Source organism: Pedobacter alluvionis (assembly GCF_003664035.1).
GTDB classification, from domain to species: Bacteria; Bacteroidota; Bacteroidia; order Sphingobacteriales; family Sphingobacteriaceae; genus Pedobacter; species Pedobacter alluvionis.
On the sequence record NZ_RCCK01000011.1, the window covers coordinates 830,766 to 845,707 of the forward strand.

At 37.2% G+C, this 14,942-nt stretch carries 12 protein-coding genes; 4 read left to right on the plus strand and 8 right to left on the minus strand.

The window, feature by feature from the left end; translation table 11 throughout:
- Window positions 1-69: 69 nt before the first annotated feature.
- Both BCL90_RS11220 and BCL90_RS11225 read right to left on the minus strand, forming a co-directional pair.
- A complete protein-coding gene (locus BCL90_RS11220; RefSeq protein ID WP_121284057.1) occupies window positions 70-1,743 on the minus strand; it encodes a sensor histidine kinase in 1,674 nt (557 codons plus the stop codon).
- 2 nt (window positions 1,744-1,745) lie between these two features.
- Window positions 1,746-3,629, minus strand: coding sequence for a S9 family peptidase (locus tag BCL90_RS11225; RefSeq protein WP_121284058.1), 1,884 nt, complete (start codon window positions 3,627-3,629; stop codon window positions 1,746-1,748).
- 229 nt (window positions 3,630-3,858) lie between these two features.
- Here BCL90_RS11225 and BCL90_RS11230 point away from each other — a divergent pair, with 229 nt between their 5' ends.
- Window positions 3,859-5,682: a tetratricopeptide repeat protein gene (locus BCL90_RS11230; protein ID WP_121284059.1), complete on the plus strand. Its 1,824-nt coding sequence runs from the start codon at window positions 3,859-3,861 to the stop codon at window positions 5,680-5,682.
- A 52-nt stretch (window positions 5,683-5,734) separates the two neighbouring features.
- Here BCL90_RS11230 and BCL90_RS11235 read toward each other — a convergent pair whose 3' ends face one another.
- The gene (locus BCL90_RS11235) at window positions 5,735-6,289 is read right to left on the minus strand and encodes a GNAT family N-acetyltransferase (protein WP_121284060.1); all 555 of its coding nucleotides are present in this window, start codon (window positions 6,287-6,289) and stop codon (window positions 5,735-5,737) included.
- 265 nt (window positions 6,290-6,554) lie between these two features.
- Between BCL90_RS11235 and BCL90_RS11240 the strand changes: the two genes are divergently transcribed.
- Window positions 6,555-6,857 carry a DUF4286 family protein gene (locus BCL90_RS11240; RefSeq protein ID WP_121284061.1) on the plus strand — a complete coding sequence of 101 codons (303 nt, stop codon included), beginning with the start codon at window positions 6,555-6,557 and terminating at the stop codon, window positions 6,855-6,857.
- Between the two features lie 30 nt (window positions 6,858-6,887).
- Here the strand turns inward: BCL90_RS11240 and BCL90_RS11245 are convergent, their stop codons facing one another.
- The 3 genes from BCL90_RS11245 to dtd form a co-directional block, all read right to left on the minus strand.
- Complete coding sequence (locus tag BCL90_RS11245; protein ID WP_121284062.1) at window positions 6,888-7,214, minus strand: nucleotide pyrophosphohydrolase; 327 nt, start codon at window positions 7,212-7,214, stop codon at window positions 6,888-6,890.
- Window positions 7,204-8,745 carry a glycosyltransferase family 39 protein gene (locus tag BCL90_RS11250; RefSeq protein ID WP_121284063.1) on the minus strand — a complete coding sequence of 514 codons (1,542 nt, stop codon included), beginning with the start codon at window positions 8,743-8,745 and terminating at the stop codon, window positions 7,204-7,206. Before BCL90_RS11250 ends, BCL90_RS11245 begins: the two co-directional genes overlap by 11 nt.
- 86 nt (window positions 8,746-8,831) lie before the next feature.
- Window positions 8,832-9,284: a D-aminoacyl-tRNA deacylase gene (gene dtd, locus BCL90_RS11255; RefSeq protein ID WP_121284064.1), complete on the minus strand. Its 453-nt coding sequence runs from the start codon at window positions 9,282-9,284 to the stop codon at window positions 8,832-8,834.
- Between the two features lie 29 nt (window positions 9,285-9,313).
- On the opposite strand from dtd, the gene BCL90_RS11260 reads away from it, so the two are divergent.
- Together BCL90_RS11260 and BCL90_RS11265 are read left to right on the plus strand one after the other, a co-directional pair.
- Window positions 9,314-10,339, plus strand: coding sequence for a hypothetical protein (locus BCL90_RS11260; RefSeq protein WP_121284065.1), 1,026 nt, complete (start codon window positions 9,314-9,316; stop codon window positions 10,337-10,339).
- Window positions 10,305-12,758, plus strand: coding sequence for a hypothetical protein (locus BCL90_RS11265; protein WP_121284066.1), 2,454 nt, complete (start codon window positions 10,305-10,307; stop codon window positions 12,756-12,758). Before BCL90_RS11260 ends, BCL90_RS11265 begins: the two co-directional genes overlap by 35 nt.
- Window positions 12,759-12,824: 66 nt before the next feature.
- Here BCL90_RS11265 and BCL90_RS11270 read toward each other — a convergent pair whose 3' ends face one another.
- On the minus strand, window positions 12,825-13,697 hold the full coding sequence (locus BCL90_RS11270) for a helix-turn-helix domain-containing protein (protein ID WP_121284067.1): 873 nt from the start codon (window positions 13,695-13,697) through the stop codon (window positions 12,825-12,827).
- A gap of 112 nt (window positions 13,698-13,809) precedes the next feature.
- Entirely contained in the window at window positions 13,810-14,718 is a 909-nt protein-coding gene (locus BCL90_RS11275; protein ID WP_121284068.1) for an alpha/beta fold hydrolase, read from the minus strand.
- Window positions 14,719-14,942: the final 224 nt, after the last annotated feature.

Consider the following 14,942-nt stretch of genomic DNA (forward strand, 5'->3'; position numbering starts at 1 on the left):
ATGCTGAAACGTTGCTATGTTTGAAGGTTAATTCAACTTTCCAACCTTTAACTTTTCAACCTCTAAAATTTAATTATTGTATGGCAGCACGATTTTAAACTCCGTACCGCTCCCTACTTTACTTTTTACAGAGATTTCTCCCTCCATAAAGTTAACCAGTTCTTTGCAGAATGCCAAACCCAGACCTACGCTACCCATCTGGTTATATTCATTCTGGATCCTGAAAAACTTCTTAAATATATTGTTTAATTCTGACGATGCGATCCCTATCCCTTTATCGACAAAGCGGAAAACCAATACTCCTTTAATCAGCTTTGCGCTAATGTGTAATTTTTTCTGTTCCGGTTTTGAATATTTGTAGGCGTTCTCCGCCAGGTTATCGAATAAACTCCCTAATAACACCGGGTCGGTAATAAAGGTTTTAAATCCCAGCACTTCATAAGTAATCTTAAAATCGGGATGCTTTAACGTATGCGATTCGATCGTACTTTCAATAAAATCAACAATATTAACTTCTTCCTGGTTTAGTTTAATTGCCTTATTTTCAATTTGTGTAAAGGCTAATAATTTGTTCATTAAACCATTGAGTTTGTCGGCTTCTTCGTCCAGGATCTTGCCATAAAGCTGCTGCTCTTTTTGGCTTAAGGTAGCAGCACTTTTAATGTTGTTTCCTGCGATTTTAATTACGCTAACGGGTGTTTTAAACTCATGCGTTAGGTTATTCACAAAATCGTACTGCAACTTAAACATTTTACTATTGATGTTCAGATTACGGTAAATCAAAAAAGCAACCAATAAAAGCACCCCATATACCAGCAATAGCACCAGGGCAATTGGCATGAAGTAAATAAAAATTTCTTTTTTGATGTAAGATTTTGATGAAATGAGGTATAACTTGAAATCAGAAAATGCACCCGGCAGCGCTATTTCAGTATTAATATTTTCGTCTGAGGTATCAATCGGATCATACGTTAGCGGTTCAATCCTGATCGTTTGGTACAACAATGGTCTGGTATTGATGATTTTAATTTTATGCGCGTCAAGATTAAAAACCAGTACATCCTGTTGATAAACAGGTGCCGGATTTAACTTCCGCCTGATCATCTCCTTATAAACCCTTAAATCCTCCCGCCGGGGAATATTTAAGTAAGTAATTTTATTTTCATTAGAATTAACAATAGAAAAGTTGGTAAACAGTTCTTCTTGTGTAGGTACTGATGCGGTATCGAGATCCTCCACAAAAGTGGCAAGTTTAATCGCGATTGCATTAAAATCACTTCCCACATTAAAAGATCGCGTATCATCTTCTGAATACAACTTTACCGAATCGGGCTTTACCCCTTTCCCAAACTGGAAAATAGCTTTTGGCCCGATACCCAGGTGATTTGCATTGATCCCATCTTTAACAGGTACATTCTTTACTTCTGTATCGTAAAAAGTAACCTTCGAGATAAAGGGGTATTTTAAGATCACGGTATCAACAAATTTTGCTGCAGTAGAGGAATCCAGATAGCCATTGTAATAAGAAATTTCAGGCATTTTGTTCTGGAAAAAATCATTGTAAGGCTTAATACTTTGTTCAAGTACATTTACCTTTTCGGAAACAAAATCATTCTCTATCGATTTTTTGCTATAGTTGAACGCAAGAAAAAGCGATAGGATAAAAAGAATAGAGATGAGTACAATGAAGGTTACACCTAAGGAGAAATTTTTACGGTAACTGCTTTTTTTATCTAAGGCCATACCTATTTCTTACCTAGATTTTCTTTTAAAAACTCTTCAAGGGCTTTGTACAAAGCCGTTCTGCTCTGTTGGCGCACTACAGGATCGGGGCCTTCCTCTTTTTCGATATAAGTAACCTGAACATTCCTTTTTTTAAGTTCTTTGATAAACTGTACGCCTTCTGCTACATTAACACTTGGGTCTTTAGGGTTTTGAGCAATAAAGACAGGAGATTTAAACCGGTCTGCATGAAAAACAGGTGAAGCAAAACGCATATAATCGGTTTCGGTTATCGGATTGCCTACAATTTCATAGTACATCTGTAATTTGGCCTTTAAAAATGGAGGAAAAGTTTTCAGGTAACTAAAAAGGTTAATCACGCCAGAATTTGATCCGCCACATTTATAAAGATCGGGATTTTTATACAAACAATTTAAAGCAATATAGCCCCCAAAACCATTACCGTAAATGGCAATTTTTTTAGGATTAGCAATTTTTTTTGTAACCAGCCATTTAACACCGTCGTTAACATCTTCCTGTATTTTATCGCTCCATTGTTTAAAACCTGCAGCAAAAAATGATTTCCCATAACCAGTAGAGCCGCGGTAATTTACCTGCAAAACGGCATAGCCTCTGTTAGCTAAAAACTGTACTTCAGCATTGTAGCCCCAGCTATTTCTCGATTTAGGACCATTGTGAGGCAGCACCACCACAGGTAAGTTAACGGCCTTTTTATTTTTAGGCATGGTTAAATAGCCATTAATGGTTAAACCATCGCGGCTTTTGAAACAAATCGGCTTCATGGCATTCATATCTTCCGGTTTAATGGAAGGACTCACATCGGTAAGCTTTTTAAGCCTTTTGTCAGCGGCCGTATACAAATAATAAGACCCTGGATTTTTATCGGTAAAGGTGCGTATCACAAAAACTTTATCCGTTTTATCCCTATCAGTAATTATCCATTCGGTACCGGGTAAAAGTTTATCAATCCTTGAGTAAGCCACTTTTGTACTGTCATCAAGGTAAAATTTTTCTCTTTTCCAGGTTTCGCAAGTTGCAAAAAGAATTTTTTTCCGGAAACGGGAGTAGGTTGCATCTACTACGTTTAAGGTATCGTTTGCAAAAAGAACCTGTTTTTCTTTACCGTTTTTTAAATCAAGCGCTACCAGTGCATTTTTATCGCGGTTAACACTTGAGATCGCATAAAGTACATTCGGTTGATCTTCTGAAAATGCAATTGGCTGAAAAGTAGTTTCGAAATTATTGGTAATTACGGGTGCAAAAGCCTGATTTTCCTTTTCGCGGTACATCAGGGTTTCGTTCACTCCATCGCTGGCAATGGCAATTTTAAGAACACCTTTACTATCGGTCATCCATTTAGTAATATTACCAGGATTTTTTGCAGCGATCTCCATTTTTCCATCACGCACGTTTAAGCGGTATACATCAAAAACGGTCGAATCGCGTTTATTGGAAGCTACAATAATATATTTATCATCAATCAGCTGATCCTCTATCACCCTCAGCCTGTTTTTCTCATTGGCACTCAACTGCACCTGCTTGCTCCCATCTTTATTGATCACAAAAATATCAGATCTGCGTTCTTTAGATCCATCCTCGGTATAATAAATCAGTTCATTGTTGCTGGTCCAGAAATGGAAACTGATATTCTTCCCATTCAGATGGGTTAACTGAATGCTATTTCCGGTGGCAAGATCTTCTGCAAAAAGATCAAGTTTTTTATCATGAAGCTTTAAATAAGATAAACTTTTCCCATCTGGAGAAATGCGATAGTAGGCTTTATCCTGTGTTTTAAAAAAATCGTCTACAGGAATAGTATCATGTTTTGTGCCTTTACAAGCCCAAATCAATGCAACCATTAACAATAGAAAAATCCTTTTTAGCATAAATAAATTCTTTATGGGATGACAAAAATAAGCATCACAACTACTTAACCCCGATTTACACCAACAATGTTACCTTATGCAATCAATAATAAGTCGTGGTTCAATTTAGTATTTATAAAATATCTACAAAATAAAATGCAGGTAACATTTAAAATACGTTTAATATCAATTGGCGGTTTAGCTAAAGAAGTATTAAAATGTTACATTTAAAACTTATAATTTAGGGTTTATGAACCGCTTGTTTTTCATCATAGTCTTATTTCTATCGCTTGGGGCCAATGCGCAGATCTTTCGTCCCAACCAGCAGGTTGCACCAGATGAAAGTAGTCTGGCTATTCAATATTATCAGGATGGAGAATATGAAAAGGCAATTGTGTTACTGGAAAAACTCTATGCTATCCCCAATAACGAAGCTTATTTCGACATTTACTTCAATGCCTTGTTAAAATTGAAACGTTATGATGTTGCAGAGAAAGTGGTTAAAAGGGAAATTAAAAAAAATCCACAAAGCGAGTTTTATCCCATAGCCTTGGGCAAACTTCACCAGGAAAAAGGTGATGTACAGGCGGCCAATAAAATTTTTAATGAGGTAATTTCAAAACTACCAAAAGAAGAATTTAGGATCAGAAACCTGGCCAACAGCTTTTATCGTTTCGAAAATTACGATTTTGCTGTTCAAACCTTTAAACAAGGACGAAAATTGCTAGGCAACGAGCAGGCTTTCACTTTCGAACTGTTAAACATCTATCGTTTTAAAAAGGATAAACCCATGCTCATGCAAGAGTATCTTGATGCACTTGCAACAATGCCACAACTTTTACCGCAGGCTGAAGCTGTACTATCTTCTATTTTTGAAGATAAAAACGATTATCAAATTTTTCAGATAGCCATTTTAAAAAAAGTACAGAAAGAGCCTGATGCCGAAATTTATATCCAGTTACTTACCTGGAACTATATTCAACAACAGGAATTTGACATGGCCCTGCGCCAGCTTATCGCATACGATAAACGCACCAAAGCTGACGGGGGTACCCTGTTTAACGCCATTTATACCTTTGTTGATAATGGCGCTTATGAAACCGCGATTAAAGCCTACGATTACCTGCTAACCAAAGGAAAAGATAACCAGTATTATCTTCCTTCAAAAATAGAAATGCTGAATACCAGGTACAACTTACGTACTACAGGGAAATATACAGTCGCGGATCTTGATTTGCTGGCGAAAGATTATCAGGCATTGTTAAGCGAAAACGGCAAGAACAGGAACACACTTTTTGCCATAAAAAAACTGGCAAACTTGCAGGCTTATTATTTAAATCAACCCGGAAATGCTGAAAAAGAACTGGAAGAAGCAATAAAAATGCCTGGGATTAACGATCAGGACTTAGGCCAGCTAAAACTCGATTTAGGCGACATTTACATTTTAACCAACCAACCCTGGGAAGCTTTTTTAGTGTACGAGCAGGTAAGCAAACAGTTCGAAGGTCAGCCTGTAGGCAACGAAGCCCGTTTCCGCAGCGCCAAACTCTCCTTTTATCAGGGCAATTTCGAATACAGCAATGGTCAGTGTTTGGTTTTAAAGGCCGCTACTTCACAACTTATTGCGAATGATGCATTAAACCTGAGTTTATTGATTAGCGATAATATCCAAACACCAGCTGATAGCAACGCCTTAAAAATGTATGCTGATGCAGAAATGCTCTTATTTAGAAATCTACCCGAAAAAGCAGTAAAAAAAATGGATAGCATTGCGATTGCCTATCCTCAAAATAGCTTAACTGATGCAATAATGATGAGTAAAGCGCGGATTTTTATTAAAGCGAACGATTTTCAAAAAGCTACTGATATCCTTAAAAAAGTAGCCGAAGATTTTAAAGAAGGAATCTGGACAGATGATGCACTATTTACACTGGGTGATCTGTACGAAAAGAAACTGAACGATATTGCACAAGCGAAAATATATTTCCAGAAATTAATTACAGATTATCCCGGAAGCATGTTCAGCGCTGAGGCCAGAAAAAGATTCAGGAATTTAAGGGGAGATGGGGTTTAGTTAGTTCAGTGGTTCATTCGTAATGGTTAATGAACGCCAACGCCTATCTCTATTAGTGTTTCCAATCCCAAACCACTACATTCCATTCTACATCGCTACTATCTGTATAAGTATAAATCACTTCAAATCCGATACGCTTGTGAGCATTCATTGATCTTAAATTAATACTGGCAATTTCAGTGATTGCGAAATCATACTTCTTTTTAAAGTAATCTTTATAGGCATAGTAGCATTTATCAAATAGGCCTTTCCCTCTATAATCTTGCGCTACGCAAACCTGCCCAACTACAATATAATGATAATTAGAAATGGGTTTCTCCTGATATATGATGTGATCGAAACTTTCGTACATTTCAACCAGTCTTGGAATGTTATTTTTAGATTGTTCGGTCATGGCCAACACATAAGCAACAAGCAATTCACCATCTTTTGCAATAATATTGGGTTCATGCTGATGCATTTTTTCCAGATCATCAAGCGAGTGCGAAACCGTAACAAAGCCTTGCGCTTTAATTTGCTCTGGTGTTAAATCCTGCTTTAGGTTTTGCTTTTGAAGTTCAAGAATTCCTTGAAGATCTTTAGTTAAAGATGTGGTGATGGTAATCATTATGATACTGCAGATAACTTATGCTTCCATTACAATGATAGTTAACATTAACAACAAAATGAAGCAATTTCCGGCTAAAATTAAAACCCTGGTACGGTAATTAGCCCATGTAAATGTAATTGCGCCTTGAGTTATCTGTTTTTGAGCGGCGTTATTTCGTATCACTAAATAAGGATACTATGAATTTAACTGGATAATAACACTTGAAGCATAAAATCTGCTTTACTCAATTTTTTAACATTTATATATTATCTACCTTTGTTGCATGTTTTTATATAATGTTACGCTCATCCTCGAAGATGCAGCAGCCGAAGAATGGTTACAATGGATGCAGGATATTCACATCCCTGAAGTGATGGCAACAGGTCTGTTTGTTTCTAACCGTTTATTAAAAGTTGTTGATTCACCTAATGAAGGGGTTACTTACTGTACACAGTACGTTGTAGAAACACTAGATAACTACAATAAATACCAGGAAGAATTTGCACCAGCCTTACAGGCCGGATTAAACGAAAAGTTTAAAAACCGTTTTGTTGCCTATAGAAGTTTGATGGAGTTCGTCGCTTAGACTTCGGACTCCCTACTAAGGACTCCGGACTTATTTAAGCTTCTCGTTATTCTTATGCCTGTCGGCATCGCGTATGCTTTTTTTCGCGAGGTTCTTTTCTAAAGCATCTGTTAAGTTTATACCCGTTTGATTTGCCAGACAGATTAATACAAATATTACATCGGCCATTTCATCGGCCAGGTTTACGGCTTCATCACTCTTTTTAAACGACTGTTCGCCATATTTACGGGCCATAATCCGTGCAACCTCCCCAACTTCTTCCATTAAAATGGCAGTATTGGTTAATTCGTTAAAATAACGGATACCTGTAGTTTTAATCCAACGGTCTACCGTTTCCTGTGCTTCGTTAATGGTCATTTTTTTCTTCTTCTATTTCTGATTTTATGATACCTGTAACTTCTTTTTTTGCGCCTTCCAGTAAAAAAACTGCCGCACCTTTTTCTCTTGCATAAGGATTTTTCAATTCGCCAATTTTAGTGATTTTATCAAATAATGGTTGCTCTCTCTTCCTTTGAGGGTCTTCATCACCAGCCCATTCTATTAAAATTAAATCTTTAACCGGCTTATCCATGTTAAACCAATACAGATAATCGGCATTGTACGATACCGCATTGATATTTTTATATTTTGAATAATAATTAATTGCGCCGGCCTGTCCATAATTATCGGCACGTATCAACAGAGTAGATTTATCATTAACTTTTCCGTAAGCGGAATCAACAAGTGCGGCCAATTCTTTCCAGCCCTGCATATCTGCATAATCCTGTGGCAACTCGTGATTTTTTCCATCTTCCCAGCGCAATGCACCTACCCGCTCAAACCTTTTATGGTGCGCAATAATTTCGTCAGGGCTATAAACCGGCATCAAAAGCGGTAACAGGTAAATAAACGTGCCTATATTAAAAGCGAACAGCAAGCCCGTTAGTATAGGTCTCTTCGCTAAAACCCTACTTAAATAAACAGCACCGAAAGCCAGTAAAACCGGGTATAAACCCAGGGCATAATAATCTTTTGCTTTAAAATAGCTGAATACGATTAGGGTAATGATATAGGTCAAAATAATCCAGCTGTATTTCCTGAAATCTTTATAAAAAATCAAACTTCCGATCCCTGCCAGAAGTATAAAAACTGAACTGATAAAAAAGAGAAACTGTCCGATAAAAAAATCGATCCTGTTTACATGCACCAATTGCGTGGCCCGCAAAAGTTTCATGTGGGTTAGCACGGGGAAGTGATGGTTAATCTGCCAGATTATATTGGGAGAAATAATTAAAAGCGCCAGTAAAACTGATAGGTAAAGGTGTTTATCGGCAAATATTTTTCGATTTGAGGAAATAATGATAGCTGGTAACAGACCAATAATCAGAAAAAGGACATTATACTTGTTTAAAAATCCCAAAGCCACAAAAACAGCAAAAGCATACAGATATTTAGCTTTTTTTTGATCGAAATATCTCAGCAAATAATAGAATATTGCGGTCCAGGCTAAAACATCGAAAGAGTTGGGCTGGTAAAGGGTATTTAGCCTAAGCAGAGAAGAACATATACAGGCTACGGCAACCAAACATTTGGCCAATAAATTCCCTTTTAAAAAACCGACAATTTTCCAGCAATACAATATGGTTATGGCCCCCATTAATGCAGGCACGAGTTTTACCATAAAAATACCATTGCCAAAAGCTTTAATCAGCCATGAAAAAAGCGAGGTTAGAGGCGGAACTGAGGTAAAACCTGCAGCTAAGTGGTTGGCCTGATCTAAATGCAGGAATTCATCACGTTGTAATTCGTAAACCGAATTAACCAATACAAAAGATAAAATTAGTTTTAGCCCTAAAAAAATTACCAGACAACCATATTCAGTTAAACGGCTCGGGTTTTTATCCTTCATATTAGCTTAGGTTAAAGGTTTTGGAGTAAATTAATATTGCTTTTTGACCATTCAAGGCTTAATAAGTTACGCCATAATGTTCAAAATTATTCCTTATTTTTTGTATCAATCAAAATCGTAACCGGACCATCATTTAACAAAGCTATTTTCATATCGGCACCAAAGATTCCGGTTTTTACTTTTTTACCCAATAAAGCTGATAGTTTTTCGATCATTTTCTCATATAGCGGAATGGCTACATCTGGTCGCGCGGCCCTTGTAAAACCTGGACGGTTCCCTTTTTTGGTTGCGGCGAATAATGTAAACTGACTAATCAGTAAAATATCTCCGCTCACGTCGGCAAGTGCTTTGTTCATCATGCCATTTTCATCGCCAAAAACACGCATGCCGATAATTTTCTGTGCTAACCAATCCAGATCTTCTAAAGTATCGGCATCCTCAATCCCCAATAACAGTAAAAATCCAGTTTCAATTGCTCCTGTAATCTCACCATTAACGGTGCAACTTGCTTGTGTAACTCTTTGTAAAACTGCCCGCATTTTATAGTACTTTTGCTAATAAAATTGATATGCGCAAGATAAGTATTTTAGTTATTTTTATATTTCTCTTCTTTGGCTGCAAACAAAAGACAGTTGTTAACCCTACTTTTTACTATTGGAAAACAGATTACCAGAATAAGAAGGCAGAAACTGCTTATCTCAATCAGTTTAAATCAAAATCTTTGTATGTAAGGATCATGGATGTAGATTTTAATCCAGACCTGCAACTTCCCGTACCTGTTTCGCCCATTAAATTTTCGGATCCCATACCTAAAGAACCCGATATTATACCCGTAGTGTTTATTGTTAACCAGGTTTTTAATAAGATTGACACCATGCAAACTATGGTAATGGCCGATCGAATTGCCAAATTTGTAGCTGCAAAGGTAAAACAGGCCGGAAAGCCAGGTTATCGTGAACTTCAGATTGATTGCGATTGGACCAAAGGCACCAGAAACAGGTATTTTAAATTTCTCGAACAATTAAAGGCGAATCCGCTTTTAAAGGGAAAGACCATTTCGGTAACCCTGCGCCTGCATCAGGTTAAAAATATTGTATCAAGCGGTGTGCCGCCAGTAGAAAAGGCTATTTTAATGTGTTACAACATGGGCAACCTGCGTAAATACGGTGATCAAAATTCGATATTGGACCAGCATGAAATGGATCTATACCTCAAAGATTACCTTGAACAATACCCCCTGCCACTTGATGTTGCCTTACCTCTTTTTGAATGGGCAGTGGTATTCAGGAACGGACAATATGCAGGTATTTCTAAGCGGATCGGCAAAACTCAGATCGATGATAAGAAGCTTTTTAAACAGCGCGAAAATTCCATTCTATACGACTTACTGACTGATTATCCTGCCGCTGGGTTGAAAAAAGGAGATGTGGTAAGATGGGAACAGGTTTCCGCTAAAGATTTACTTGCTACCTCCAGATTTTTATCCCGATATTTGGCTCCAAGAGACCGGAATCTCGTTTTCTACCATTTAGACACCGACCTTTTAAAACATTTTACCAATGAAAACCTTCAAAAAGTTATCGCTAGTTTTTAGTGTATTCCTGATTACCTTTTTCGGCGAAATTGCCGTAAATTTTGCCTGTGGCGGTGAAATAGATCCCTATGATTATTATGTTTCCTATTTTCATAACAATATTGAAGGTGATGAATATTCGCCTTTTGCCTATAATCAGATGGTTTACCTTAACAGCGAAACGGACATAGAAAGTGAGCCAGATATCAATAGCCGCGAATGGGCTAAATACCTTAATGTTAAAAAAGAGGATGTATTAAAGGTAATGTATAAAACAGACAGTGCCACCGATGTAAAGCTGGTAAATTTTGATGGCAACATTTCACAACTACCTGATAGTTTACAACAAAACAGTTTTATTCAAGCATTAAGCAAGCGCAAGGAGCCCTTAAAGTATTACCTTTTCGCCAAGAGCTGCGAACCTTTAGCCAATGTGAATTTCAACCTTTGGGATCCAAAACCACGCGATACCACATCAATGGAGTCAAAAGCCAAAGAAGCTTTAAAATTAACGGAAACTGCAAAAGACGATTTTCTAAAATTACGTTATGCTTACCAGTCTGAACGTATGTTTCATTTTGCAGGCTTGCATACGGAGAGCAAATCAACTTACGAAACGTATATTAAAACCAGTAAGGTAAACAGTGCAATTAAGGGTTGGGCATTGGCATTATATGCCGGATCGATTCGCAGGTTGGGCAATCCGGATGAATCTGCCTTTTTATTCTCCAAAGTTTTTGCCAGCAATCCGGAGCGGAGGATACAAGCTTACAAAAATTATTACTATACGAGTTCGCCTGTTCAAGGTGCTTTAAAATATGCCAAAACCAATAACGAAAAAGCCAATATCTGGGCCATAAACGGATTCGGAAATGCCGATTCGGGAATAGAAAGTTTGAATAAAGTTTATCAATACGAACCGAAAAGCCAGCTTAACGGAACACTGTTGGTACGCGAAGTAAATAAGTTAGAGCAAGATCTTATTAAAGCAAACGACATTGCCAAAATTGGTTATAACTATTACTTTTCGGATAACGGCAATCCTAAATATAAAGACAGTTTAAAAAATATTAACTTAAAACACCTGAATGAAATCAGGAATTTTGCCGTAAAACTGGCCACGGAGAAAAAATATCCACAGCCAGAATTGGGTACATTAACAGCTGCCTACTTATCGTGGATGGAGAATAAAGATTTCATGGCTTCAAATTACCTTGCGCTATTAAAACCTGATAAATTACCAGAAAGATTGCGCGACCAATATCGCATTACCGATTTATTAATTAAGGCTAAAAACATCAAAAAAGGCAATCCTTTTAATGAAAATGACCTATTGCCTACTTTAAAATGGCTGGACGAAAAACGTTTCGCAGAAAACAAAAGTCAGTCAAACAGACAGTATTATGATAGCGATCAGGCTGAAAAGCGTTTTAGCAGAACCACCAGGAATTTCTACCAACAAATATTGGCACCAGCTTATTTGAATATGGGCGATACGGCAAAAGCAGCACTAGCAATGGTTAAAGGTGATCTGGAATATAAAATGCTAAAAGAGAATTCGCTTTTCCAGAATATGAGTTACCAAAGTATCGCTTTTTGGCAGAAAAACTTAAGTCCGAAAAGTATGCAAGGCCTAGCCGTTTATAAAACCAAGGCAGCGGGGAATGATGTAACCGGTTTATTGGCTTCGGCTTTAAACCAGCTTAAAAACGATGATTTTTATGAGCTTTATGGTACAACTTATCTGCGAACACATCAATATGATAAGGCTGTGCAAATGTTTACAAAGGTTTCGCCAGCTTATAAATACTTCAATCCAGAGAACTGGTATGGAGATGAGTCCAACGCAAAACTTTATGCCAATCCTTTCATCGAAACAATCAACGATTATCCTAAAAAATATGTAACAGCGAAAGCATCAATTACTAAAAAGGCTTTTGCAGCAGAAATGCTGCGTTTGCAGAAATTAACCATTAGTGATAAAAAGAATGCAGCACTTTACTATTATAAAATGGCTAATGCCGTTTACCAAACCGGTTACTATGGCAACAGTTGGTTTTTAATCAGTTACGATTGGTCATCATACGACAATAGTAACCCGGCAAAATATGTATACGATGGCGATTACAAAAAAGCACAAACCGCAAAAGCATGGTATTTAAAGGCCAGGGCACTTAGTACCAATGTCGATTTTAAAGCAAAATGTACCTTTATGCTGGCAAAATGTTTGCAAAAACAAATCATCATGAATGCAAACCCGCTTTCATTTTATTATTACGATAAAAAGGATGTAAAATGGAAAAACTTTATCAAGGCAAATTACAACAACCCTTACCTAAAAGAATTAAGATTTAATTATGCAAAAACGTCTTTTTATGCTGTTGCAGCAGGAGAGTGCAGTTATTTAGGAGACTTTATTAAGCCAAAAACGCAAAACTAGGCCATTCGACAATACTCTGGGTAACAAACAAGTGCTTTATGAAATCTGTAACCTAATTACAAAAGATTATTCCTGTTTCGTTTCCTGCACACTTAGGTACTTAGACCTGAAGCCAGATGGTGGTTCACCGGTTTTAATCAAAAACAACCTGCTAAAGTATGCAGGATCATCATAGCCTAAGCTATAAGCGATCTCTTTTGCAGATTTATCGGTATGTACCAGAAGCCGCTTTGCCTCTAATATTATCCTGTTCTTAATGATTTCGTTCGGTTGAGGAAGTCCCAGCCGCTTAAATCTATGAGTGAGGGTTTTTGGTGCGATCAGTAACAAGTCGGCATAGTCGGCAACATTATGCTTTTGTTTATAGAGAGCTTCAACCAATTGTGTAAATTTCCTGAAAAACTCAAGGTCATTATTGGGGCTGGCCGCCATCACCCCCTCTAAGTGTTGTACTTTCCATAATCGGGTCGACTTGATCAAAAGCTGTTTAAGATATGTTCTGATCATTTCTTCCAGCGAACCATCCTTCAATTCAAATTCGTCTTCCATCCTCGAAAACAAATATTCAATAAAAGTAGCATCCTGCTCGGGTATCACCGTCATTGGCATATTGTTGATATTATTAAACAAGAGCCCATCGCAGGCAACTTCTTCATCATGCAACTGTATGCAATAAAAGTCGCGGTTATAAAAAACTAAGCGACCAGGTTGCTCACCAAGTTTTTCGATACTCAGTACCTGATTAGGACTGATAAAGAATAATGTTGGACCAGAAGTGTTATATATATTGAAATCTACTTTTATTTCAAATCCTTCGTTAAGATAAAGCACCTTGATATAGGATTTATATGCTTCAGAATTAATGACTTCGATACTTTGTAAATCAACATTTAACATGCCGATGGTTTTAAGGTTTTCGTCAAAAATGCTTTGTTTCATAATAGCGCAACTCAAGTGAGTTAAAGATAAAATATTCTTAGTGATGATTTAATACTGGCTAAAACAAAAATTCCCCGCAGGTAAATTATAAACCTACAGGGAACCGTTGTGACTATTTTTTCGCAAATTGTTCAAGTTCACTATTAAATTTATCCATCTCCTCTACAAAAAGTGCATGTCCGCTATTCTCGAATTTTACAATGTATGAGTTTTTCAAACCTTTTTGTAATTGCTCTGCAAGGGTAAAATCAATCAATTGATCTTTTGTACCCTGGAATATGGCTACAGGGATGGTTATGTTTTTAAGCACAGGGCGCAAATCCAAGTCGCCAAGGGCACTGATGGATTCGGTAACTACATAAGGGCTTGCTGATAGATTGATATTCTCTAACCATTTCTCTGTATTTTTTGGAAGTGTTGTGCCTTTGGCCGCAAATGCTGCACCTAATCCACCTATCAAATCTTCTCTGTTGGTTATGGTTTGTTTAATTAGCCCGGCAGCACCTTCTTCAGATATTCCGTAGTTGTAATCTGCGCGTTGTTTCCATGATGGTGCCGCGGCTGCAAATAGTGCAAGCTTGCTAACATGTGCAGATTTATATTTATTTACATAATGGATGGTAACGGCACCGCCCATAGAGAAACCACCTAAGACAGCATTTTCTATTTTTAAGGTATGGAGAACAGCATAAATGTCATCAGAAAAAACATCAAAATTGTATTTTCCATAAGGCTTATCAGATTTACCGAAACCACGTAATGTAATACCGATTACCCTGAAACCTTTTCTTACCAGGTACTGATATTGATATTCATACATTTCATCGCTAAGTGGCCATCCATGAATCAGTACAATTGGTTGTCCTACGCCAAGATCGGTTACATGAAGTTTCACACCAGGTTCAACTTCTATATATTCTGCTCTTCCGGCAGATGCAGGAGTTCTTTTAGTTTGTGAAAAAGCGAATTGGCTTGTAATTAAGGTAATGATTAGGCTTGTTGTTAAGATTAGATTTTTCATTGTTTCCTATGTTTAAATTAATGTTTGAAATATTTGTTGTTTGTTGACAATACAAAGATGGGGAGAATGCTGGCCCTAGGGAATGGACATAAAGACAAGTGTCTTGTACATTTTTCCCATTACAAATATTTTTCGCACGAATCAGGCTATCCGTCTATACCATAGTATGTATTTTTAGCAAATCAATTACGCTACCTTTTCATCTTTCCAAATAAAAATCTGCG